The organism is Psychromonas sp. MB-3u-54 (assembly GCF_002836415.1).
Classification (GTDB): Bacteria; Pseudomonadota; Gammaproteobacteria; order Enterobacterales; family Psychromonadaceae; genus Psychromonas.
Genome location: NZ_PJBP01000117.1, coordinates 72,597 through 95,653 on the forward strand (window position 1 = coordinate 72,597; position 23,057 = coordinate 95,653).

General features: G+C 39.5%; 20 protein-coding genes and 5 tRNA genes. 14 read left to right on the forward strand and 11 right to left on the reverse strand.

Going from position 1 to position 23,057, the window contains the following annotated elements; all coding sequences use genetic code 11:
- Positions 1–15 precede the first annotated feature (15 nt).
- The gene (gene rppH, locus CXF72_RS06935; RefSeq protein WP_011768916.1) at positions 16–561 is read right to left on the reverse strand and encodes an RNA pyrophosphohydrolase; all 546 of its coding nucleotides are present in this window, start codon (positions 559–561) and stop codon (positions 16–18) included.
- Between the two features lie 518 nt (positions 562–1,079).
- Positions 1,080–1,310, reverse strand: coding sequence for a hypothetical protein (locus CXF72_RS19290; protein WP_157823207.1), 231 nt, complete (start codon positions 1,308–1,310; stop codon positions 1,080–1,082).
- Between CXF72_RS19290 and mutH the strand changes: the two genes are divergently transcribed.
- Together mutH and CXF72_RS06945 are read left to right on the forward strand one after the other, a co-directional pair.
- The gene (mutH, locus tag CXF72_RS06940; RefSeq protein WP_101038040.1) at positions 1,304–1,978 is read left to right on the forward strand and encodes a DNA mismatch repair endonuclease MutH; all 675 of its coding nucleotides are present in this window, start codon (positions 1,304–1,306) and stop codon (positions 1,976–1,978) included. The genes CXF72_RS19290 and mutH overlap by 7 nt on opposite strands.
- Before the next feature lie 73 nt (positions 1,979–2,051).
- Positions 2,052–2,381 carry a hypothetical protein gene (locus tag CXF72_RS06945; RefSeq protein ID WP_101038042.1) on the forward strand — a complete coding sequence of 110 codons (330 nt, stop codon included), beginning with the start codon at positions 2,052–2,054 and terminating at the stop codon, positions 2,379–2,381.
- A 65-nt stretch (positions 2,382–2,446) separates the two neighbouring features.
- Here the strand turns inward: CXF72_RS06945 and CXF72_RS06950 are convergent, their stop codons facing one another.
- Both CXF72_RS06950 and gloB read right to left on the reverse strand, forming a co-directional pair.
- A complete protein-coding gene (locus CXF72_RS06950) occupies positions 2,447–4,021 on the reverse strand; it encodes a lytic transglycosylase (RefSeq protein ID WP_101038044.1) in 1,575 nt (524 codons plus the stop codon).
- 107 nt (positions 4,022–4,128) lie between these two features.
- Positions 4,129–4,899, reverse strand: a complete 771-nt coding sequence (gene gloB / locus CXF72_RS06955; protein ID WP_101038046.1) for a hydroxyacylglutathione hydrolase — start codon at positions 4,897–4,899, stop codon at positions 4,129–4,131.
- Positions 4,900–4,940: 41 nt separating this feature from the next.
- Here gloB and CXF72_RS06960 point away from each other — a divergent pair, with 41 nt between their 5' ends.
- Positions 4,941–5,681 (forward strand): class I SAM-dependent methyltransferase, encoded by a 741-nt coding sequence (locus tag CXF72_RS06960; protein ID WP_101038048.1) that lies wholly within the window; start codon positions 4,941–4,943, stop codon positions 5,679–5,681.
- On the opposite strand, the gene rnhA is transcribed toward CXF72_RS06960, so the two are convergent.
- Complete coding sequence (gene rnhA / locus CXF72_RS06965; RefSeq protein WP_101038050.1) at positions 5,650–6,111, reverse strand: ribonuclease HI; 462 nt, start codon at positions 6,109–6,111, stop codon at positions 5,650–5,652. The genes CXF72_RS06960 and rnhA overlap by 32 nt on opposite strands.
- Positions 6,112–6,248: 137 nt before the next feature.
- On the opposite strand from rnhA, the gene dnaQ reads away from it, so the two are divergent.
- From dnaQ to CXF72_RS06995, 6 genes are all read left to right on the forward strand, one after another.
- Positions 6,249–6,965 carry a DNA polymerase III subunit epsilon gene (gene dnaQ / locus CXF72_RS06970; RefSeq protein WP_101038052.1) on the forward strand — a complete coding sequence of 239 codons (717 nt, stop codon included), beginning with the start codon at positions 6,249–6,251 and terminating at the stop codon, positions 6,963–6,965.
- Positions 6,966–7,230: 265 nt separating this feature from the next.
- Positions 7,231–7,307 (forward strand) — tRNA-Asp (locus CXF72_RS06975).
- 140 nt (positions 7,308–7,447) lie between these two features.
- Positions 7,448–7,524: transfer RNA gene (locus CXF72_RS06980), tRNA-Asp, on the forward strand.
- Between the two features lie 108 nt (positions 7,525–7,632).
- Positions 7,633–7,709, forward strand: a tRNA-Asp gene (locus CXF72_RS06985).
- A gap of 123 nt (positions 7,710–7,832) precedes the next feature.
- Positions 7,833–7,909: transfer RNA gene (locus CXF72_RS06990), tRNA-Asp, on the forward strand.
- An 82-nt stretch (positions 7,910–7,991) separates the two neighbouring features.
- Positions 7,992–8,068: transfer RNA gene (locus tag CXF72_RS06995), tRNA-Asp, on the forward strand.
- A 1,596-nt stretch (positions 8,069–9,664) separates the two neighbouring features.
- Here the strand turns inward: CXF72_RS06995 and CXF72_RS07005 are convergent.
- Both CXF72_RS07005 and CXF72_RS07010 read right to left on the reverse strand, forming a co-directional pair.
- A complete protein-coding gene (locus tag CXF72_RS07005; protein ID WP_101038056.1) occupies positions 9,665–10,786 on the reverse strand; it encodes a PilT/PilU family type 4a pilus ATPase in 1,122 nt (373 codons plus the stop codon).
- A gap of 144 nt (positions 10,787–10,930) precedes the next feature.
- Positions 10,931–12,406 carry a heavy metal sensor histidine kinase gene (locus CXF72_RS07010; protein WP_101038058.1) on the reverse strand — a complete coding sequence of 492 codons (1,476 nt, stop codon included), beginning with the start codon at positions 12,404–12,406 and terminating at the stop codon, positions 10,931–10,933.
- 265 nt (positions 12,407–12,671) lie between these two features.
- On the opposite strand from CXF72_RS07010, the gene CXF72_RS07015 reads away from it, so the two are divergent.
- On the forward strand, positions 12,672–13,049 hold the full coding sequence (locus CXF72_RS07015) for a DUF3316 domain-containing protein (RefSeq protein ID WP_157823208.1): 378 nt from the start codon (positions 12,672–12,674) through the stop codon (positions 13,047–13,049).
- A 136-nt stretch (positions 13,050–13,185) separates the two neighbouring features.
- Entirely contained in the window at positions 13,186–13,881 is a 696-nt protein-coding gene (locus tag CXF72_RS07020; RefSeq protein WP_101038062.1) for a heavy metal response regulator transcription factor, read from the forward strand.
- Positions 13,882–13,960: 79 nt separating this feature from the next.
- Here CXF72_RS07020 and glnS read toward each other — a convergent pair whose 3' ends face one another.
- Positions 13,961–15,622: a glutamine--tRNA ligase gene (glnS, locus tag CXF72_RS07025; protein ID WP_101038064.1), complete on the reverse strand. Its 1,662-nt coding sequence runs from the start codon at positions 15,620–15,622 to the stop codon at positions 13,961–13,963.
- Positions 15,623–15,924: 302 nt separating this feature from the next.
- Positions 15,925–17,382: an N-acetylglucosamine-specific PTS transporter subunit IIBC gene (gene nagE, locus CXF72_RS07030; RefSeq protein WP_101038066.1), complete on the reverse strand. Its 1,458-nt coding sequence runs from the start codon at positions 17,380–17,382 to the stop codon at positions 15,925–15,927.
- Between the two features lie 448 nt (positions 17,383–17,830).
- Between nagE and nagB the strand changes: the two genes are divergently transcribed.
- The 3 genes from nagB (at position 17,831) to CXF72_RS07045 (ending at position 21,456) form a co-directional block, all read left to right on the forward strand.
- Positions 17,831–18,631, forward strand: coding sequence for a glucosamine-6-phosphate deaminase (nagB, locus tag CXF72_RS07035; protein WP_101038068.1), 801 nt, complete (start codon positions 17,831–17,833; stop codon positions 18,629–18,631).
- 229 nt (positions 18,632–18,860) lie between these two features.
- Positions 18,861–19,994, forward strand: a complete 1,134-nt coding sequence (gene nagA, locus CXF72_RS07040) for an N-acetylglucosamine-6-phosphate deacetylase (protein WP_101038071.1) — start codon at positions 18,861–18,863, stop codon at positions 19,992–19,994.
- A gap of 235 nt (positions 19,995–20,229) precedes the next feature.
- Positions 20,230–21,456 carry an ROK family transcriptional regulator gene (locus tag CXF72_RS07045; RefSeq protein WP_101038073.1) on the forward strand — a complete coding sequence of 409 codons (1,227 nt, stop codon included), beginning with the start codon at positions 20,230–20,232 and terminating at the stop codon, positions 21,454–21,456.
- A 54-nt stretch (positions 21,457–21,510) separates the two neighbouring features.
- Here CXF72_RS07045 and CXF72_RS07050 read toward each other — a convergent pair whose 3' ends face one another.
- Both CXF72_RS07050 and CXF72_RS07055 read right to left on the reverse strand, forming a co-directional pair.
- Positions 21,511–22,110 carry a flavodoxin family protein gene (locus tag CXF72_RS07050; RefSeq protein WP_101038075.1) on the reverse strand — a complete coding sequence of 200 codons (600 nt, stop codon included), beginning with the start codon at positions 22,108–22,110 and terminating at the stop codon, positions 21,511–21,513.
- A gap of 131 nt (positions 22,111–22,241) precedes the next feature.
- Positions 22,242–22,475 (reverse strand): hypothetical protein, encoded by a 234-nt coding sequence (locus tag CXF72_RS07055; protein ID WP_101038077.1) that lies wholly within the window; start codon positions 22,473–22,475, stop codon positions 22,242–22,244.
- Positions 22,476–23,057: the final 582 nt, after the last annotated feature.

Sequence of the window (23,057 nt, forward strand, 5' to 3'; positions counted from 1 at the left end):
CTAGAAAAAGCTCTGTTATCTCTTTTTATAAAAAGATGCCCGACGAGGCCGTTTATTCCTTTTCTTGTCTGAACTTTTTTTCATTAACGAAAAAGCAACCGCTGAAAATTCTTTTAGAGCACAACGGTAAACTTCACATTTGAACGATACAACCTGGCGCACGGGGTACCAATAAGTTACCCAGCGCCAAGCATCAAATTCAGGATTGCCGCAAGCCTCAAACTCAATTTGCTGCTCATCTGAAATCAATTGTAATAAAAACCAGCGCTGTTTCTGCCCGATGCAAACTGGATCCGGCGAGTCCCAACGAACTAATCGTTTAGGCAATTTATAACGTAGCCAATGGCGACTAGTTGCCAATAATTTAACGTGCTCAGGTTTTAAACCAACTTCTTCGTACAGTTCTCTATACATGGCTTGTTCAGGCGTTTCCCCTTCTTTAATTCCCCCTTGAGGAAATTGCCATGAATGCTGTCCAAATCGTTTCGCCCATAAAACCTGTGCATTATTATTACAGATGATGATACCTACATTTGGACGGTAACCGTCAGTATCAATCACTAAAGTGCCTTTTATAGGTTATGATCCATTATTTATTAATTTTTATAATAATGAATGAAAATTTAAGTAATGCCGTATTCTTTCACAGATTATCTGATCCATCAAATCGTTCATTTGAAAAATGTCGGTTATCTATCAAGACAAATTTTTAGCAAATAATTTATACTGTTAGATATCCACGAAAACTGTGCATAACTTTGTGCATAATAAAAGCCTGTTGTTATAATAGATCTTTTTTAAGCGATTCAAGATCCATTAAAATCAGAACAATCTTTTTATTATACCGAAAATAACAAGTAGTTATACATTTTTAGCATGATACTGAAATTGGTCTCTGTACTTAAATCCAGTTGTCTTCACTCACAACGGGATGTGCATATCTTGCTAGTTCAAAAAACAAACAGTTACAATGTTAGCGCGCTTTTTAGTTTAATTATTCGACATTAATCTGTTTTTAAGACTATTTAAAATAGTCGTTTTATTTTGTGAGTCATTTACGACTAGGACTCAGTTATCCACTATAAAAGTAAAGAACTCAGGGTAACAAACAGGATAACCCTGCATAGCGTAAATAGCAGTGCAACAAACATGAATAATCCGTATAGCGTAAATAGCAGAGTAGCAAACAGGTTAATCCGTATAGCGTAAATAGCAGAGTAGTAAACAGGGTAATCCTGCATAGCGTAAATAGCAGGGTAACCAACAGAATAATCCGTATAGCGTAAATAGCAGGGTAAATAGCATGGCATTTAATTCTCCCCGTTCAACCACCGAACTGCTAAGTCGATGTGAGCAAATTGCCGGCCACTCTCTGGCGGAACTGGCCGAGATGGCAGGCCAGCCGATGGCTAAAGATTTACGCAGCAATAAAGGCTGGGTGGGTCAACTTATAGAATGGCACCTAGGCGCCACCGCCGGCAGCAAACCTGAACAAGACTTTAAGCATCTGGGTATTGAACTAAAAACAATTCCTATTGATCAAAATGGCAAAGTACTGGAAACTACCTTTGTATGTAGCGCGCCTATTTTAAATACCAGTCAGCTAAATTGGGAAAACTCCAATGTGCGCAATAAAATCAGCAAGGTTTTATGGGTTCCGGTTCAGGGAGAAAGGACGGTTCAGCTTGGTGATCGGATCGTCGGTAATAGTTTTTTATGGTCAGCTAATCAGCAACAAGCAGAATTATTAAAATTGGATTGGAATGAAATAATGGAAAAAATTGCGCTTGGCCAAATAGAATCAATCACGGCTCGGGATGGTCAAGTGATGCAACTCAGGCCAAAGGCGGCTAACGGGAAGTGCTTAACCAATGCGTTTGGAGAAGACGGGCAATTAATAAAAGTTCGCCCACGTGGTTTTTACTTAAAAAAGACATTTACACAATCAATTATTAGTCAATATTTTGATCTAAAATAAGAAATAAATATAATTTTTCTAGAATTTAATCCACTTTTACAGTAAATTTATTATTAATATTAAGGAATTAAAGATGCCCATAAAAAAACAATATTTGAAAAGTAAACCTCTGCTTAAAGTTACCTTCGAAATAGAAAAAGAAGAAGCTTTAGGCGCAAAAAGCATTGTTTTGCTTTCCGAGCACAACGATTGGTCTGCCATTGAACTTAAAAAATTCAAAAATGGCAAGTTTAAAGTGACGGAAAACATTCCAACTGCAGGTAATAATAGCTTCCAGTTTATCTACATCGCCACGGCAGATGCAGGTAATGAATTTAATATATTACCAACCGATGCTGATGATCTCGTTGATAACGGTATGAATAATGGTGGCAAAAATGCACTATTACAGATCACCCAGTAAAGCCTCATTTTAACAATCGATGAAAAAACCGCTTTTAAGCGGTTTTTTCATCGATTTACCTAATCCTAAGTACTGGATTTTTGCACTGCAACATAGAGCTCTAATTTTTGTCCCGGCTGAATATATTCACCTTTATTTAACTCATTCCAACGTACCAAATCAATAAGCTTTACATTAAATTTTGATGCTATCCGGTGAAGAGAATCTCCGTTTCGTACCTGATAAGTCATAAGGCGGGTCGCCTTTTTATCGGGGGTAGATTTGGTCGCTTTCCAAAGCGTTAATTTTTGTCCTAACTGTAACGGTTTTTTACTATTAATTGTATTCCATTTCGCAATCTCTTTAACCCTCACGCCAAAGTCACGGCTAATATCCCAGAGCGTATCAGCTTCGCTTACTGTGTAGATAACTTTCTTTTTCCCTTTTCTGGCAGAGACTTGTTGACCTTCAATGCGTTTCGCCTGACGATAAAAATCATCCTGCTGGGACTTACTTGTAAAAGGAATGAGTAAAGGCTGTCCTATTTTTATAAGTGCACTATCAAGATCATTAATCTGTTTTAAAACATTTATTGTTGTATGATTTTCGTGTGCAATGAACCCCAGATTATCACCTGACTGCACAGTATAACGAGACCAGCGGGTGCGCTTGTTTTGCGCCGTATTAGCCAATTTTTGACTAAACTGCTGTGCTATTTTTGTCGGGATAAGTAATCGGTGGGGACCGTCGGGTGAAGTTGCCCAGCGATTATAAGCGGGATTTAATAATTGAATCTCGGTAGACGATAACTGAGCCAATTTTGCCGCATAAGCAAGATCCAGTTGTGAACCAGTATCCACATAAGTAAGTACTTGCTCATTCGCAATCACGGGCAGCTCAATACCATATTTTTTATGGTTACGTAAAAGATCAACTAAGGCTAACAACTTTGGAACGTACTCTTGCGTCTCTCTTGGCAGCGACAAATGCCAGTAATCTGTCGGTTTATTGTATTTTTTATTAGCGCGAACCGCCCTTTCTACCCGCCCCTCTCCAGAGTTATAGGCCGCGAGAGCATGTAACCAATCTTCGTTTAAATAGTTATGTAATATATCCATATAGGTTAAAGCTGCATCCGTTGATGCATAAACATCGCGACGGCCGTCATACCACCAATCTTGCGTCAAGCCGAATCGTATCCCTGTACCCGGCATAAATTGCCACAAACCGGAAGCATGGCTCTGTGAATAAGCAAAGGGATTAAAAGTACTTTCTACAACGGGTAACAGAGCAAGTTCAAGCGGTAAGTTTTTTGCTTCTATTTGTTCAATAATCAGATATAAAAAAGGCTCTGCCCGTTTTGACACTTGCGCCAGATGATTTGGGTGCCTTAAAAAATAATTCCGCTGTTTAGCGACACGGGCGTTGTCAGGCACTTCAAATTCAAAACCTTCAGCTAACTTTAACCACAGGTTATCATAACTAACAGGAAGGGACTTTTTCTCAATAAGAGCGGCCAATTCCGGTTCTGCAGCCCTGCTTAGCTTATCTTGTTGTGGCTCTTCAATGTTTTTTCCGGATGGCGCAGTCCCAACCAGTTCATCTGTACTGGTACAGGCGGTAACAAAAAACAAAATAAAAACCGATAGAAAAAATTTCATAAAAATACTACCCACTGTGAATAAGTCGCGTATTCTAGCTTAATTTGGCCTAATACCAAATTGATTAATACAGCTGAGTGGGAAGAACCGGATCAAATATACCCAAATTAAAAATTATCTTTATACTTACGTAATGCGCTAAAACAGCTAAGCGGATCATTTAATGCTTTGCCTAAATGACTTTGTAACTTATTAATAACCGTTTGCTGCTGACAGCGCAGGAAGGGATTAATTGCCTTTTCTACCCCTATTGTTGAAGGAATGGTCGGCTGCCCCTGTTGACGTTTTTTGCTGACTTGTTGTATATAATTTAATAACGCCTTATTTTTAGGTTCAATATGATGTGCAAAAATAAGATTATTTTGAGTATATTCATGAGCACAATATACTTTTGTATTATCAGGCAACCGCGCCAGACGAGACAAAGCTTTAAACATTTGTTCAAAACTACCTTCAAATACACGCCCGCACCCGCCTGAAAATAGCGTGTCCCCGCAAAATAGCAGTCGTTCATTATAAAAGGCAATATGATCCAATGTGTGCCCGGGCACATCCATCACCCGTAATGAAAGCCGACCGTCAAAAAAACTTAAGCTGTCACCTTCATTTACTAACCTAGAACGGTCGAACAATTTCTTTTTACTGTAGATCGAAATTTGTTCATCCCGTGCAGATAACAATGCGTCAACACCAGCAATATGATCATAATGATGGTGTGTTAAAATAATAGCATCTACAATCAATTGCTGATCTTCTAACATTGTCAAAACAGGCGCTGCTTCACCGGGATCAACAATGATACAGTGTTGACTTTGACTATCTTTGATAAGCCAAATATAGTTATCCTCAAATGCTTTAATCGTTATTACATTTTCCATTACATAACCTCTCTTTACTTTAACTTGGAGTGACTTAACGCATGAGGTCTGCCAAAACATCTCGTATTTTACCGCCTCTCAGGTCTTGGCAACAATTACCCAACGGGGAGTTGCTGCATCAACAAACACAACAACGTGTTGATGATTGCCTCGAGCAATGCTTTGGTTATAACCTTTTGAAATTAGGGCAGTTAAGTTGTCAAATCAACACCTCAAACTCGATAATTTCTCATCAAATCAACTGCGCGACTAGTGGCGACAATCTTAGCTTGCAAGCTGATATAAATCAGTTACCGCTGCAGGATTCTACGATTGACCTGTGCATTCTGACCCATGAATTAGATTTTTCAAGCGATCCTCATCAATTATTACGGGAAATAGACAGGGTTTTAGCGCTCGATGGTACGTTAATCATCAGTGGTTACAATCCAATAAGTTTACTCGGATTACGTAATGCACTTAACCCTAAAAATCCTAAGAATGCACGCCTCTTTTTACCTAATAGGGTGATCGACTGGTTGCATTTACTGGGCTTTAAAATTCAGCAAAAACAACACTTTGATTTTCTATCGCGCAATTTAAATAGCACCTGCTCACTTTTTATTGAGGATTTTGGGCAGAACTATCTACCCTATTTTTGCAGTGTTTATTTTATTATCGCAAAAAAAAGCACCATACCAATGACACCCGTCAAATATCCCTTTCAATTTAAAGGAAAAATAATCACCGGGCAGGCAGCGGCAACACGAACTAGCCCTCGTAACCAATGTCCTCCTGAGTAGGGTTATCTTCTGCAGCCTGGCGGGCAAGATCATCGCAACGCTCATTCTCAGGGTGACCTGAGTGGCCTTTAACCCAATGCCAGGCCACTTTATGCTTCTCTTGTGCCGCATCCAATGCTTTCCACAGATCGACATTTTTAACCGGTGCTTTAGCGGCAGTTTTCCAACCGCGTTTTTTCCAATTATGAATCCATAACGTAATACCTTGACGCACATACTGACTATCGGTTGTTAACTCAACTTCACAGGGCTCGGTTAACGTTTGCAGCGCTTTTATACAGGCTAACATTTCCATGCGGTTGTTCGTTGTGAGCAAAAAACCTTCCGATAACTCTTTGCAGTGTTCATTATAAATCATCACGGCGCCGTAACCGCCCGGTCCCGGATTGCCTAAACAGGAGCCATCTGTAAAAAGTTGAATTTTTTTCATTCATATACCAAATTGATTAATTATTATAAACCCACCCACTTCACCATGAAGTACCTGCATTCTGAGGTAATTTGGGTATTAGGTGGTAAACTATACGGCTAATATTCAAATTATTAAAACTATTAATTGAGATCCGCATGAACACAGACAAAATGATACGACAGGTTGTGTTAGACACAGAGACAACGGGTATGAATAAAGGTGGTACGATTTATGTCGGTCATCGAATCATCGAAATTGGTTGTGTTGAAGTCATTAATCGACGTTTAACTGGCCGCCATTTCCATGTTTATGTCAAACCGGATCGTGAAATCGACCCCGAAGCTATTGCCGTTCATGGTATTACAGATGAATTTTTGCAGGATAAGCCCGCGTTTAGCGAAATTGCAGATGAATTCATAGCGTTTATCAAAGGGGCTGAATTAGTTATTCATAACGCACCTTTTGACGTCGGCTTTATGGATCAGGAGTTTCGTTTTTTAAATAAAAGAACAAAACCAACCGCTGAAATATCGACCATCACAGATACATTAGTCATGGCAAGAAAAATGTATCCCGGCAAACGTGCCAGCCTTGATGCTCTGTGCCGAGAACTTGCTATTGATAATAAGCACCGTGTTCTGCATGGCGCTTTATTAGATGCGGAAATATTAGCCGATGTTTACCTGCTCATGACCGGCGGGCAAAAAAAACTTAATCTCTCGAGCTCAGGACAAAATGAAACTAATACAGGAAAACGTGCGAGAAAGACGCAATCGCCACTCGCTATTATTAGAGCCAGCGAAGATGAACAACAGGCACATGAAGAACGCTTAGATCTCATTGAAAAGTCAGCCAGTTGCCTATGGCGGTAATAATATTGGAACGCGGTAATAGATCTAAAAATGAAATTTAAACAATTAATATTTTGATCAATCATCTTATAGCAAGCCTCAAAAAGCGATAAGCAACAAGTACTTTAGCGTCCAAACAAGTTAAAAAACAGGCATAATGACGATAAAACGAGCGATCGAGAAAGTTAAGGCAAAATATTGGCAATTCTTTATTGACTCGGCAAATGCAACTCCGTATTATCTGCGCCTCAACAAAGATGCACATTGTGTGTTGTTGACATTTGCTGGAGTGGTAGTTCAGTTGGTTAGAATACCGGCCTGTCACGCCGGGGGTCGCGGGTTCGAGTCCCGTCCACTCCGCCAAACTCTTTTTATAAAGTTTATTGGCAAGTAAATTCCAGCAAATCCAACGGGTTGTAAATCGATGATTACGTCGATTGTTAAAGTGAAAACCTTAACTAAATTTTATGAAAATAAAAAGTAATAACTGATGATTATCACGTGGAGTGGTAGTTCAGTTGGTTAGAATACCGGCCTGTCACGCCGGGGGTCGCGGGTTCGAGTCCCGTCCACTCCGCCAACATCATACTCAGGTATGAGAACGATAATTATCAAGTGTCGGCCTGTCACGCCGGATTCGGGTTTTAATTCGAATAAAATAGTGATGTTTAATACTGTAATACTACGTGGAGTGGTAGTTCAGTTGGTTAGAATACCGGCCTGTCACGCCGGGGGTCGCGGGTTCGAGTCCCGTCCACTCCGCCAACAGTATTTACGTATCAAGCAAATAATCGGCCTGTCACGCCGGATTCGGGTTTTAATTCGAATAAGATAGTGATATTTATGTGTAACCAACACATAAAGTGAAGAAAGCTGTAACACACTCGTGGAGTGGTAGTTCAGTTGGTTAGAATACCGGCCTGTCACGCCGGGGGTCGCGGGTTCGAGTCCCGTCCACTCCGCCAACTTCATACTTAGGTATGTAATGAACGATGTGTACAACAGTCAGCCTATAATGTGAGTTATAGAAAAATAAAAGATTTTCGCGGAGTGGTAGTTCAGTTGGTTAGAATACCGGCCTGTCACGCCGGGGGTCGCGGGTTCGAGTCCCGTCCACTCCGCCAATTTCCTTTTATCCCTATCTAGTAATTAATTACCTTTTTTAAATATTCTTTTATATATTAAAAATACTATTGACTTGAAATTAAAAAAAATTTCCATAAAGCACTAGTTCAGTTGCTTACCTCTTATTTAAAATAAAGCCGACCAGTCACACCAGATATCACCGATTCGAGTCCTGTTAACCAAGCCAATTTCCTTTTATCCCTATCAAGTAAAAATCCCCTATTACAATCAGATTAAAATCATATTAAATAAAAAATTTCACAGAGCAGTAGTTCAGTTGGTTACCTCTTATTTAAAATAAAGCCGACCAGTCACACCAGAGCTCACCGATTCGATTCCCGTTAACCAAGCCAATTTCCTTTTATCCATATTAAGTAGAAACGCCCCCTATTATACCAAAAGAAATTAAATTGTGATCTGAAGTTAATTAATGGAATGGGTGGAGTGCATTCTATGCTCCGCAGGCAGTGGCAATCGGTGCGCGGAGCGCACCCTACGGGCTGGTCTTTCTCTGTGTAGCGCGCAGCGCTTCGGTGTTCTCTGTGCTAGTCCCTTTAAAGTGCTGTTCAGGCTTAAAAGCAACAGGCCGAGCCTAAAGGCCCGGTTCCGAGAGCTGCTGCACACTTTATCCTTTAAAGGCAAAATTGACACTCCTAAGCAGTAGTGATGATTACTGATACCAAAAGCATTAAATTTATGATCAGTTCTTCCAAAGGAAAAATTTACGCTCACAAAGCAATCGGTATGATTTTGAATAGTAAATCTGATTACTTTATTAATGTATTTGATATGGGGTTATCGGTAGGGTGTATTCTATGCACCGCGGGCAGCGACAATCGGTGCAGCGAATAAGCGACAGCTTAGTATCTGAGCAGACACCCTACGAGCTATACGTTTGTTGTCATGGTTCGTGCTAATTGGCGTTCAAATAAGAAAGCCATTAAATTTAGGATCAATTTTAAATAGTAAATTGGATCACTTTATTAATGCGGTTGGTATGAACAATAAATATGATTACTTAATTAATGCGTTTGATAGGATATTTTTACAAAACATTGCCTGGGTTGCAAATGATAAACTGTACATCGGCGCTCGGAACTGAGCCTTTAGGCTCGGCATTTTTTATTTTTCTGAAATAGTGTATTGATACCGAACGTAGCCGAGCGGGGAATATTTTGATCAGTGATCTAGAGAGAGTCTGTTCAAAAGATTGAATCAACATCATAAGTTAATTAATGGAATCGGTAGGGGCTCACCACCAGCAGCCTAAGTCGCTGCGCAGAGCGCACCCTAGGTGTTCTATCGCCAATCTATTGAACAAGTGTGGGCACGCATGATTTTGCATTTAAAGGTTATAAACACATAGCTGATCCGGTTAGTAGACGATGGAATAAGCGGAACAGGTAAAAACGCTCTGCAAAGGGAGTGGTAAATTTGATCACTTTGGTATAATCCGATTAATATTGTACTGTCTCTTTTTGGAAATACGACTTCAGCCTTCTATAACGTGCTTAAAATTACATTTAAAAATATAAAAACAGAGCAATCAGTCTTGCGGATTAATCTCAATGCCTATCAGAAATTAACAATAAGCGTTAATCCATTAACGCCAATCCTCCTGTTTTCTTATCGTCTTTTCCAGTTTTTTCAGTAATGTTGCCATGATGCAACTTAAATTTAAGCGTTATATTAGTGGCTGAATCTGAATTTTTTATAGCTTCCTCTTCAGATATTTTTCCTGCAATGGTGAGATCAAATAATGCACCATCAAATGTTTGCATTCCTAAACCTTTCGATTTTTCCATCACCTCTTTCAACAAACCAAAGTCACCACGCTTAATCATATCGCGTATCGTTAGGCTTCCCATCATCACTTCAATAGCAGCACAACGTTTGCCATCAACCGTTGGGATTAACCGTTGAGATATAAAAGATTTCAAGTTATTACCTAAATCACTTAACAACTGAGTACGACGATCTTCCGGAAAGAAGTTAATAATACGATCCAATGCCTGGTTAGCATTATTCGCATGTAGTGTTGAAATAGCTAAGTGCCCGGTTTCTGCAAAGGCTAATGCGTGCTCCATTGTTTCCCTATCGCGGATTTCACCTATTAAAATAACATCGGGTGCCTGACGCAGAGTATTTTTTAAGGCGGCATGAAAACTGCGCGTATCGACCCCTACTTCACGCTGATTGACGATACTTTTTTTGTGCTGGTGTACAAACTCAATAGGATCTTCAATGGTAATAATATGGCCTGAGACATTAGTATTTCGGTAATCGATTAATGCTGCTAATGAGGTCGATTTACCCGAGCCCGTTCCGCCTACAAATAATACTAAACCTCGTTTAGCCGTAATCACATCTTTAAGTATGTCCGGAAGCCCTAAGTCATCAAGGCTAGGGATCTCAATTTTAATATTACGCGCAACGATTGAAACTTCATTACGTTGTTTAAAAACATTAACCCGAAAGCGTCCAACTTTGGAAATAGAGATCGCTAAGTTCATTTCCAGCTCTTGCTCAAATGCTGTTTTTTGTTCACTATCCATAATCGAAGCGGCTATTTCAGCAACTTCTCCTGCTCGAAAAGGGGTCTCCGTTAAAGGTTCTAATGTGCCTTGAAATTTAGCTGAAGGGGGAGCCCCCGTTGACAGGTAAAGATCCGAGCCATCTTTGCTCGACAAGATATTAAGCATCTCTTCAAATTCCATCTGTAACTCCTAAATTAAAAATTATTTGTTAGCTATAATAATTAAATTATAAAGAAGCCTTGCCAATTAACAACGTTAAAGATCTATATTTTTTTCCTTCCGGCTCAATAAAATAAGGGTATATAACTAAATTACTTGCTGAGATTAACTCTCTTCATTGATGGTAAATGTAAAGGTTGTTATTTTATCTTGTGAGCGCGCAGAAACATTTCCACCATGAATTTTAGCGATAGATTGAGTGATGGCCAGACCAAGCCCAACACGTTCGAGTGAGCAGCATGTCCTTGCTTTATCTGAACGGTAAAAACGCTCAAACAGATGCGGCAATTCATCCTCAGGAATAGTCAGACCAGAATTAACAATATCAACGATAACACTTTCTTTAATTTTCGAAATATTAATGGCTATTTCACTGCCCTCAAAGCTATGGTAAATCGCATTAGAAAGTAAGTTACTAAAGGCACGGCGTAACATTAATTTATCGCCCATCACTTCCGCTTCTCCTTGTGATATCAGCTTAATATTACGATCTTCTGCGAGCGCATCATAAAATTCAAAGAGATCTTCAATTTCCTGCTCCAGTAAAATAGGCTCAGCTGAAAGTGCAATCAGTGCATTTTCAGTTTTCGCTAAAAACAACATATCTGAAATCATTTTACCCAAGCGTTGAAATTCTTCTGCATTAGACCCCAGCGTCATTAAATATTCATTTTTACTTCTGGGCTGTGATAATGCGACTTGAGTCTGCATCATTAAATTATTGATAGGACTGCGCAGTTCATGAGCAATATCAGAAGAAAAGTTTTCTAAGCGCTGAAAAGCTTCTTCCAATCGCGCCAGCATAGAGTTGAGGGTTTCTGATAACCCGGCAATTTCAATCGGCAAATTATCAACGGGCATGCGCTGTTTAATATCTTTACCTGACACTAAGGTGGCTTGTTTCGATAATACTTTTAAGGGCAGTAACCCGCGGTAAGTAACAAACCATTGCAATAGTGCACTGAGAAGTGCGCCAATCACTATAAATTTGAGTAACACATTATTTAAATTGGCTAAAAAGTCACGATGATGGTTAATATTAAGCGCCAGTGTAACCAGTACCATTGAATCCTTATCGTTGAAATCTTTTAATGTAAAGCGGAATTGCTTACCTCGATAAAAGTTATCTTTATCTTGCCATTCTAATAAATTATTTTTTAGATTCTCTCTATTTTCTGGCTGAGGCTCTCTTCCACCCACTTGAAAATTATATATTGGTCTAAGTTTTTCGAAATCGTAATCAATAGAATTCTGCCCATCTCCATTTAAAATACTATCGGGAAAGCGAATATTACCAGAGATATAAAGCACTATTTTATCATCAGGATTATCTATTTTAATAGCTACCCCTTCCAGTTTTTCCATCTTAGCTGCAATTTCAGAAAAGTCTTTATTGAGATGGGTTCTGGCAATAAGCTCTTTCATCATATGCGCTTTATTGTTTAGTATAAAAGTATCTTCTCTTAAAAAATAACCGATAATTTCATACTTTAAACACCAGGATAATAAGCATAGGGTAACAATAGCGACCATCGTAAAAAACCAGGTAAGACGCAGAGTTAAAGAGCGTTGCAGGATCATACGTACTCCAGAAAAAAATTAATAGGCTTTATATAAGCGCTTAATAAAAATAAGGCACCTGTTAAGTTACAAAGTTAAGTGCAACGTTAAGCGACAAATATCATGCTTGAAAATCAAAGTGTAACCTTATCAAATTAAACAAGGGAGCATTATTTACTAAGATGACAAAGATGTCATCTTAGTGTTGGTTTCTGGTCATCTAGTAGGGGCTATTCTTGTCGGGTAGCAAACAAAGATGCTAAACAACTTACTCAAGGAAGCTAAAATGAAATCAATTAAAAATGTAATACTCGCATCAGCAATGGTAATTTTAAGTGCAAATGTTTTTGCTGGAAGCACAGTTTATGGGAATTACAGTCAGTACCATGAGAATAAAGTCATTAAAACGCAGGTGGTTGATACTAAAAGCAACGCTTATTCACTTGCCTTTGAAAAATCTGAGCAGCTTAACGCAAAGTCTGGCAGTGAATTAAGTGATGAATTGGCGTTATCATTAGGTTCTTTTAAAGAGAAAAATAGTGTAACTTTGAATGATAATGCATATATTACTGTTCAAGAGTCGATGAATAGTCAGGGTGATCTTGTTTACACGGGTATGCTAAATGTAGATTACAGCTATTCTCAAGCCAATCAATCCAATTAAGTAAAAGACGTGATGATCTGATATTTAATCTTACTCTTTTGTTCTGCAAGCAGCAAAAACAACCCGGCCTTATTATAAGCTGGGTTTTTTTGTGTTAATTATACGCATCACGGGCACTTTTAACTGAGAGGGAAATATGAGGTTACTGATTGTAGAAGATGAAAAAAAAACCGGAGAATACCTTAAAAAAGGGCTGACAGAATCCAGCTTTAGAGTGGATTTAGCAATCAACGGGATTGACGGCCTGCATCAGGCGATGAGCGAAGAATATGATCTCATCATTTTGGATGTAATGTTACCCAAACTCAATGGTTGGCAGGTTTTACAAACATTACGCAGCAGCAAAATCGATATTCCGGTATTAATGCTGACCGGACGAGATCAAATAGAAGATCGGGTCAAAGGATTAGAATTAGGAGCCGATGACTATCTGGTGAAGCCTTTTGCTTTTGTAGAGCTGCTCGCTCGTATCCGTAATATCCTAAGAAGAAACAGCCCATCAAGTAAAGATGAAGCCACTATCCAAATAGAAAATTTACAATTAGATCTGCTGCGCAGACGGGTTTATCGAGATAGTGAAGCCATCAACTTAACGGCAAAAGAATTTTCTCTTCTGGAATTGTTAATGCAGCGTAAGGGAGAGGTATTAAGCCGCTCACTGATTGCCTCTCAAGTTTGGGATATGAATTTTGACAGTGATACCAATGTCATTGATGTGGCCATTCGACGACTGCGTAATAAGGTCGATAAACCTTTTGAGCCAAAACTGATCCATACCATCCGCGGTATGGGTTACGTGTTGGATATTATTGATGAGAATGAAGAGCTTTAGAAAATACAATGCTGTTCATCGCAAACAGCATTTTGCCTGCCTCAACATGCACAATTGGCATATTGAGGTAGAAAAGGTGCTATCCGCCCCAAGAGTCACGCAACGCAACGGTACGGTTAAAAACCAGCCGTTCGGGTGATGAATCTTTATTATCGGCACAGAAGTAACCTTCACGCTCAAATTGGTAAGCTTTTTCTGCCGGTGCATCACTAAGACCTGACTCCACAAAACCGTGTTTTACCACTAAAGCGTTTTGATTGAGTACTTCGTGGATATTTTCTGCACCAGCAGGGTTTTCAACCATAAACAAAGGCTCATAGATTCGAAACTCTGCAGCTTGGTTTTCAACCGCACTAACCCAGTGGATCACGCCTTTCACTTTACGCCCGTCCGTTGGATTGTTACCCAGCGTTTCAGGATCGTAAGAGCAGTGGATTTCAGTGATTTCGCCCGCATCATCTTTAATCACCTGGTCAGCTTTAATCACATAAGCATTACGTAAACGTACTTCTTTACCCAACACTAAACGTTTATATTTTTTATTCGCTTCTTCTCTAAAATCAGCACGGTCAATAAAAATTTCGCGTGAGAAAGTGACGGTTCTTGTTCCCATACTTTCATCTTTAGGGTGTACAGCCGCGATTAATTTTTCCGTTTTATTTTCGTCATAATTGCTAATAATCACTTTAACAGGATCAAGCACAGCCATAGCGCGAGGCCCATGAGCTTCAAGATTTTCACGAACGCAAGCTTCTAGCGATGCCAGTTCAACGGTGTTTTCCTGTTTAGTTACACCAATACGTTTACAAAATTCACGAATAGCGGCAGCCGGGTAACCACGACGGCGCATACCTGAGATAGTCGGCATACGCGGATCATCCCAGGCACTTATAATTTCCTCTTCAATTAACGCATGTAATTTACGTTTAGAGGTTAAAGTATATTGTAAATTAAGGCGGGAAAACTCAATTTGACGCGGTTTACAGGCAATACTGATATTGGCTAATACCCAATCATACAAAGGGCGGTGATCTTCAAATTCAAGCGTACACAGACTGTGGGTTATGCCTTCAAGCGCATCCGAAATACAATGGGTAAAATCGTACATTGGATAGATACACCACTTATCACCCGTTTGATGATGATGCGCAAAACGAATGCGGTAAAGAACCGGATCGCGCATTTTCATATTAGGTGACGCCATATCAATTTTTGCCCGCAGCATCATAGAGCCTTCGGCAAACTCACCCGCACGCATACGCGCAAAAAGATCTAAACTTTCTGAGGTAGGGCGATTTCTAAAGGGGCTGTCTTTACCCGCAGTCATTAACGAGCCTCTATATTCTCGAGTTTGTTGCGCATCGAGCGCACAAACATAAGCTTTGTCTTTTTTAATTAACTCAACGGCAAAGTCATATAACTGTTCAAAATAGTCAGATGAGTAATGTATATCACCCGCCCATTTAAACCCTAACCAACGCACATCCTTCTCAATAGCTGCAACATAATCCGCATCTTCTTTTACCGGATTAGTATCATCAAAACGCAGATTGCAAAGTGCATTAGGGTAATCTTCTGCAAGTCCAAAATTTAAACAGATAGATTTAGCATGACCTATATGCAAATAACCATTCGGTTCCGGCGGAAAGCGTGTGTGTATCACCTGATGCTTACCACTTTGTAGATCCGAATCGATGATGTTACGAATAAAATTGCTTGGCGCAGTGTCAACCTGAGTCATTGCTTACCTCTAAATAAATATAAATCGAAAAATAGCATTAATCATCTTATATTATACGGCTAACCTCAAGGGAAATAAGCTGCAAAAGAACAACAATAAATTCAAAGGGGGGAAAAGCACTGCGAAGAGTGCTTTTTGATGGTAATCGGGGCTATTTATTCTTCCAAGCGTGTTATCGGTCGTTCATGCCCAAACTACTTGAAGAGGCAGATAGCTGCATCTTCAAATGATTTGGGTATATATATAATTAACTATCTCTCTGCCCTGCCGACAGATAAACAGCTCCCAGTGATAGCCAGTCTTTATTTAACCGCTTTAATACGATCGGCGATACTTTCTGCCTGCGGACCAATAATTACTTGTAAGTTATCATCACCTATTTTAACGACTCCCATCGCGCCTAACGCTTTAAGATCGGCCTCACAAATCAGACTGCGATCTTTAAGCGTTAAACGTAAGCGCGTAATGCAGGCGTCAATAACCTCAAGGTTATCTCGTCCACCCAATGCAATAACATATTGCGCCGCCAATTCCCCGGCATCTTCAGATGCTGATGCGGTTGATCCATTCACCTCGTCATCTTCACGGCCGGGAGTTTTAAGATTAAGGCCTTTAATTAAGGCCAGAAAAACGAAGTAGTAGATTGCGAAGAAAGCAACACCCTGCACCAACAGCATGTACCACTGTTTGGCCAATGGATTTTGTGAGGAAAGCACCATATCCACCAGGCCGGCTGAGAAACCAAAACCTGCCATCCACTCCATTGAAGCTGCAATGTACAGTGAGAAACCGCTTAATAATGCGTGAATCACATATAAAATGGGTGCTGCAAACATAAAGGAGAATTCCAGCGGTTCTGTGACACCCGTAAAGAAAGAAGCTAAAGCAGCTGCCAGCATCAGCGAAGCCGTTTTTGCTTTATTTTCAGGTTTAGCTGCTTTGTAGATAGCCAATGCCGCGCCGGGAAGGCCAAACATCATAATAGGGAAGAAACCGGCCTGATACATCCCCGTTTTACCCAGAATTGCGGTACCGGCATCTAATGATGACTGACCACCTAAAAAGTTGGGAATGTCATTAATACCTGCAACATCAAACCAGAATACGGAGTTAAGTGCATGGTGGAGACCTACAGGGATTAATAAACGGTTAAAGAATCCGTAAATACCGGCACCAATTTCACCCATTCCTGAAATGGTTTCACCAAAATGTTGTAGACCGGAAAATATAATCGGCCATATAAACATCAGCACGAATGACACAAAGATCATCACTACAGAGACGACTATTGGCACTAAACGACGGCCGGAAAAGAAAGCCAATGCCGAATGCAGTTCAACATTTGAGAATTTATTATATAGTTCAGCGGAGAAAATACCGACTAAGATACCCACAAATTGATTGTTAATTTTATTGAAGGCAAAAGGGACGTCCGCAGGTGCAATACCTTGAATTTGTGCAACCGCAGCAGGAGAAAGCAGCGTGGTGACAACCAAGAAACCGACTAAACCTGACAGTGCTGCGGCACCATCTTTATCTTTTGACAAACCGTAAGCAACACCCACAGCAAATAACATCGACATGTTATCGATCACCGCCGCCCCAGCTTTAATAAGGAATGCAGCTAACGCTGAATCTCCTCCCCACCCGTTTGGATCGATCCAGTAACCCAGACCCATTAAAATTGCCGCTGCTGGAAGCACTGCAACAGGCACCATTAATGCGCGCCCTACTTTTTGAAAATAACCAAGAATATTCATATTAACTCTCCTTTATTTTATGAACTAATCATTTTAGTGTTAGGTTTTTTATGTTTGATTGTTTAATAGCAAATCCATTAATTTTCTGTTTATTTAGACTGATTATTGGAATTGATATAAGTATTTTATAAAATTTTTAATGTTGCAGTCACAATCTGCAAAATGGACTTTTCTGTGTTTATATTTTCAATACCGCTTTAACTGCGCAATAACACCGGCATTTAAAGCGCATTTCCAAAAAAAGATCACAAATTTAATAAGCTGCGTCGACCTTCTTTCTTTTATGGGATTCTATCGATCTTATTTCGCATCGCAAACTTACTCCGCGGGTTTTGTGATCAAAATCACCTGTTAAGCATCTTTTTAAACCATTTAGATAGCAATAAAGTGCGACTTAATTTACGCTACGCATTAACTACACAACCAATCTTAATATACGGAGTAAAAAATGCGTTTAATTCCTCTCGAAACAACAACTGATGTCGCCTTCTGGTCTGCTCGTTACATTAGCGATGCAATTAATAAATATTCACCCACCAAAGAACGACCTTTTGTATTGGGTTTACCAACCGGTGGCACGCCACTGGAAACTTACAAACGTCTTATAGAACTTTATAATAAAGGCGAAGTAAGTTTTGAAAATGTCGTTACCTTTAATATGGATGAATATGTTGGTCTCGAACCTGAGCATCCTCAAAGCTATTATCATTTCATGCATCAGAATTTTTTCAGCAAGATTGATATCCGAATAGAAAATACCCACCTACTTAACGGGCTTGCGAATGATCTGCAAGCCGAATGCCTGCGTTTTGAAAAAAAGATTAAGTCTTACGGAAAAATCAATTTATTTATCGGTGGCGTTGGTGCGGATGGTCATATCGCCTTTAATGAGCCAGCCTCCTCGTTAGCTTCGCGTACACGCGTTAAAACATTAGCCTCGAATACACGAATTGCTAACTCACGTTTTTTCAACAACGATATTAACCAGGTTCCTAAATTGGCATTAACCATTGGTGTTGGCACTTTATTAGAGGCCGAAGAAATATTAATCCTGGTAACCGGCCACCATAAAGCACTGGCACTTGAAGCCGCTATACAAGGTAATGTAAACCACCTTTGGACAGTTACTGCATTACAACTTCATCCAAAAACGATCATTGCATGTGATGCAGCATCGACAATGGAACTGAAAGTTAAAACATTAAAGTACTTCACTGAATTAGAAAACGACAATATCGGCTATTTATAAACGTCATTAATCACAGCCGGCATTTAATCCGAATAAAATGGATGGAAAAGTTTCAAATAAGCAATTTTTAATTGTAAAATAAAAACAAAAAAAGCATTCGTTTTAATATATAACTTACTGGATTGACTATCATATCCTCTGCTCAAAAGTTGGATTAAACAGTAAAAAACGGCAATATATCCCGGCACGATTTGAACAGCGGCACTTATATTAAATGGAGAAGTTTACAATGTACGCATTAACAAATTGTAAAATTTATACAACAGACGCAGTGTTACTCGAACATGCTGTGATCGTAAAAAATGATAAGATCGACAGTGTGATACCCATTGCAGAGCTCAGTTCAAAAATCAAAAATATTGATCTTCTTGGTGCGAACCTTTCTCCGGGGTTTATCGATCTGCAGCTGAACGGTTGCGGTGGTGTTATGTTTAATAATGAAATAACAGAAAAAACACTGGCGATAATGCAGTCTACCAATCTCAAATCGGGCTGTACCAGCTACCTGCCAACACTTATCACCTCGTCGAATGAAGATATGAGAACGGCACTCAAAGTAACCCGGGATTATATAAATAAAAAGCCAAACGAAGTATTAGGCTTGCATTTAGAGGGGCCTTATTTAAGCATAGAGAAAAAAGGAATTCATCGCCCCGAATATATCCGCAAAGCTGATCTCTCTATGCTGGATCTTATTTGCCAAAATGCGGATATCGTCAGCAAAGTTACACTTGCACCGGAAAAAAACTCGGTTGAGGTGATCCAACGGCTTAGTAAAGCGGGGATTGTTGTTGCGATAGGGCATAGCAACGCCACCTACGCACAGGCAGCAGTGGCTATTGATAACGGTGCCACCTTTGCAACTCACCTGTTTAATGCCATGACGCCAATGACAGGTCGCGAACCGGGCGTCATTGGTGCAGTTTATGATAAAAATATTTATGCCGGGATTATTGTGGATGGTTTCCATGTAGCTTACGAAAATGTCCGTATTTCGAAAAAAATAATGGCTGAAAAACTTATTTTAGTCACCGATGCCACTGCACCTGCCGGGGCTGATATTGAACAATTTGATTTTGTCGGCACCACTGTATATTACAAAGATGGGAAATGTTTCGCCGCCGATGGTACACTGGGCGGCTCTGCCTTGACTATGATTGAAGCCATTGAGAAAAGTGTCAAATTTGTTGGAATTGAACTTGCAGAAGCGGTTCGCATGGCAACTTTATACCCTGCGAGGGCAATGTCTATTGCAAATAAAATAGGCAGTATAAAATCGGGCAATATTGCTAATTTAGCCATTTTTAGCAGCGATTATAAAGTGACCGGCACTGTGCTCAATGGTGTGTATAAAGCATCTTAAAAAAACATTTAAAAATCAACAGAGAGTACCCATCAGAGCGGTTCAGGCCAGGTGATTAATGTCTGAACCGATGAATGTCATAAATATAAGCAATTGTGCTAACAAACGAATTAATAACCCATCCAATAACAACATGCAGCGCTCAAACCTGCAGCTCAACAAGGGTTAATTTTAACAGGCAACCGGATCATCTTTTTAATTCGTTTGCGAGTATATTAAGGATCGGTAAATAACGATGGAACGAAATAATCAGCAAGCGGATTCCGTCATTGCCAGCGTTGATCATATTAAACAACTAAACAGTGCAACGATTTACAAAGTAATCGAAAAACACGCCCCTATTTCCCGCGTTAAGATTGCCAATGTAAGCAAACTAGCACCAGCCAGCGTGACCAAAATTACCCGTCAACTTCTTCAACAGGGCATTATTTGCGAAACCGCACGACAAGCTTCAACCGGGGGGCGTTGTGCGATTTCACTGGCTCCTAATACGGATAATATTCATGTCCTTGCGATTAAAATAGGACAAAAAACATTATCTTTAAGTGGTTATAACTTAGCGGCTGAACAGTTGACTATAAAAAAAATCAAGATAAAGGCTGAAGATGAACAGCAACTACTTGCATTTTTGATCGCCACAATCGACAATTTCATCAAAAAACAACAAAAAAATACGCGTAAAATATCTGCTATTGCCATCTCTTTATCGGGTTTAATCAATCCAAAAAAAGGGGTTGTGCTCTATAGCCCCTACCATCCATTAGTTAACTTTCCCTTGGCGAATAAAATTGAACAGCATTTTCAGCTGCCTACTTTTATTGGCAACCATACCCGCTCATTAGCACTGGCTGAACACTATTTTGGTGCGTCTAAAGAGTGTTTGGATTCGATTTTGATTAGTATTCACCATGGTGTTGGTTCGGGCATTATTATTGAGGGTAAAGCATTATTAGGGCAGAACTTTAATATTGGAGAAATAGGCCATATACAAGCAAATCCTGCGGGGCGGCAATGCCATTGTGGTAACTTTGGGTGTTTAGAAACAGAAGTTAGTGATAGGGTTATTGTTGAGAAAGTGGCAATGGCTATCAAACAGGGCAGCTTTACCCGCTTAAGCTTAGATTCCTTGAACATTGAAAAAATTTATCAGGCGGCAGAAGATAATGATCCCTTGTGTCAAAAGATAGTCGAAGATGCTGCAACCTATTTAGGTAAAGCCATCGCCATTTTAATTAATCTATTAAATCCGCAAAAAATCATTATTGCGGGTAAGATCATCCGTGCAAAAACAAGTTTATTATCAACCATTGAGCAATGTATCGCTCATCAGGTATTACCCAACTTTCAACATAAAGTGCAAATAGAGACCTCTCAATTAGAACCAGATACAACACTGGCCGCCTTTGCTTTGATCAAACAAGCCATTTATGATGGCGATTTACTGCAGCGGATTGATGGCTGAAAGCTCGAAACTCGAAACTCGAAACTCGAAGCTCGAAGCTCAAAATAGCCTTTATTATCCAAGCAATTTTACAGACAATCTTTGGATTTTCCTGTGGATATTATTGGCTAACTTCAGCTGGGGATCTTTTGCAATTAAACCGGTAAAGAGTGTCCCGACGGTATTCGCTCCTATCGTTTGCGCAGTCATTTTAAGTTGTTTATGGGTTCCATACATAAAACGGCCCAACATTCCGGGAGCTGCACATGAGGAGACCAAAATTGCTTTTTTCTTATGTGCGTTTGTCTTTCTGAACTCAGGAGAATTCTTATCCCAAGGCCAGTAAGCATAAACTATTAGTCTCTCCATAAAGCGCTTAAAAATGGCCGTTACTGAGCCGAAATTAGTGGGCGCGGCAAGGATATAACCATCTGCTTGTGCTATTTTTTTGATTAGTGCTTCCATACCATCATGTTGCACACACTTGCCTGGTGACTCACTAGGCTGCAGGGTACACTCTCGGCAATTACGACAGAACTCAATGGGGTATTTTCTTAGCAGAATAACCTCTACTTCTGCACCTGCTGACTCCAGAGCTTTTACCAAAGCGTTAACAGCTTGATCGGTAATGCCGCCATCTCTATATGAACCATTAATTGCGAGTATCTTATTCATGAATGTGCCTCATCAAAGATGCAATTTTGTCTATATTGTAAGTAGGGGTATCGTAAGCAATTACGCCGTATTATTGGCATAAATTTCAGAAAGAAAAGCAGCAAACAATATTTTTTCTGTTGAACAGATTATTATATGCGATCTTTATTTTGCACAATAAGCTCTTTAATTTTTTTTAATTCAAGCTCTATTTTCTCGTTACTTTTACTGTTTTTGTAAGCCATGATAATCAGTTTCACTGAGACTAAAAAAACACCGGCCTCTAATAATATATCATGAGTAAAACCAGTGAAAAACAAAGCAGCGACAAAAAGAATAAAGGTAATCATAATGACTAAAATAGAACCTATATCAAAATGTTTCATAATTATTCCTCATCAATTTTAATCAACTAAAGCCGATAAGCAGGCTGTAAAAATTTTATAGCTTTTTAACAATGCGTTAAAATATTTTTCATAAAATCATAGAGTTAAGTTATTCTACATCCTTGTAGCTCAGTAATAGTCGCTTCACTCTCTTCGTGTAACGTCCAACTTAGTCATTCACCGGCAATTTTTTTGTTTCCACATAGACTTATCCTATTTCAAGTATAGCTTAAGTTTTTAAGCATTTAGCTAAACTGTATCTTCCTAAGTTGATAAATCATGGTATTTAACTATCTAGAAATAACTAGAAAGTCCCACTAAATTGGAGATCTATATTTAGATTAAATAAAGATGCTATTGCCTGAAACAGGGGGATAAGGAAAAACAAGCTGGCTCATGGGATAACGGATAGGGCCTAAATTTCTTCAGGCCCTTTTTTGGCGATGCTAGCAAGTCGTATTTCAAAACCACTTAACTATTACGCCAACTCAGTAGGAGATTAGCGTTGACTAAGTTATCGGTTTTTCATTGCTACGTTTTAACGATAAAATGCTTCAACAGTTCCTTTTCGCTTCATCAGAA

Bases quoted from the DNA above. Each gene is read 5' to 3' on its own strand.
- mutH (WP_101038040.1), top strand. From the start codon at position 1,304: ATGGCATTTAATTCTCCCCGTTCAACCACCGAACTGCTAAGTCGATGT.
- CXF72_RS19290 (WP_157823207.1), bottom strand. From the start codon at position 1,310: ATGCCATGCTATTTACCCTGCTATTTACGCTATACGGATTATTCTGTT.
- CXF72_RS06945 (WP_101038042.1), top strand. From the start codon at position 2,052: ATGCCCATAAAAAAACAATATTTGAAAAGTAAACCTCTGCTTAAAGTT.
- CXF72_RS06950 (WP_101038044.1), bottom strand. From the start codon at position 4,021: ATGAAATTTTTTCTATCGGTTTTTATTTTGTTTTTTGTTACCGCCTGT.
- gloB (WP_101038046.1), bottom strand. From the start codon at position 4,899: ATGGAAAATGTAATAACGATTAAAGCATTTGAGGATAACTATATTTGG.
- CXF72_RS06960 (WP_101038048.1), top strand. From the start codon at position 4,941: ATGAGGTCTGCCAAAACATCTCGTATTTTACCGCCTCTCAGGTCTTGG.
- rnhA (WP_101038050.1), bottom strand. From the start codon at position 6,111: ATGAAAAAAATTCAACTTTTTACAGATGGCTCCTGTTTAGGCAATCCG.
- dnaQ (WP_101038052.1), top strand. From the start codon at position 6,249: ATGAACACAGACAAAATGATACGACAGGTTGTGTTAGACACAGAGACA.
- CXF72_RS07005 (WP_101038056.1), bottom strand. From the start codon at position 10,786: ATGGAATTTGAAGAGATGCTTAATATCTTGTCGAGCAAAGATGGCTCG.
- CXF72_RS07010 (WP_101038058.1), bottom strand. From the start codon at position 12,406: ATGATCCTGCAACGCTCTTTAACTCTGCGTCTTACCTGGTTTTTTACG.
- CXF72_RS07015 (WP_157823208.1), top strand. From the start codon at position 12,672: ATGAAATCAATTAAAAATGTAATACTCGCATCAGCAATGGTAATTTTA.
- CXF72_RS07020 (WP_101038062.1), top strand. From the start codon at position 13,186: ATGAGGTTACTGATTGTAGAAGATGAAAAAAAAACCGGAGAATACCTT.
- glnS (WP_101038064.1), bottom strand. From the start codon at position 15,622: ATGACTCAGGTTGACACTGCGCCAAGCAATTTTATTCGTAACATCATC.
- nagE (WP_101038066.1), bottom strand. From the start codon at position 17,382: ATGAATATTCTTGGTTATTTTCAAAAAGTAGGGCGCGCATTAATGGTG.
- nagB (WP_101038068.1), top strand. From the start codon at position 17,831: ATGCGTTTAATTCCTCTCGAAACAACAACTGATGTCGCCTTCTGGTCT.
- nagA (WP_101038071.1), top strand. From the start codon at position 18,861: ATGTACGCATTAACAAATTGTAAAATTTATACAACAGACGCAGTGTTA.
- CXF72_RS07045 (WP_101038073.1), top strand. From the start codon at position 20,230: ATGGAACGAAATAATCAGCAAGCGGATTCCGTCATTGCCAGCGTTGAT.
- CXF72_RS07050 (WP_101038075.1), bottom strand. From the start codon at position 22,110: ATGAATAAGATACTCGCAATTAATGGTTCATATAGAGATGGCGGCATT.
- CXF72_RS07055 (WP_101038077.1), bottom strand. From the start codon at position 22,475: ATGAAACATTTTGATATAGGTTCTATTTTAGTCATTATGATTACCTTT.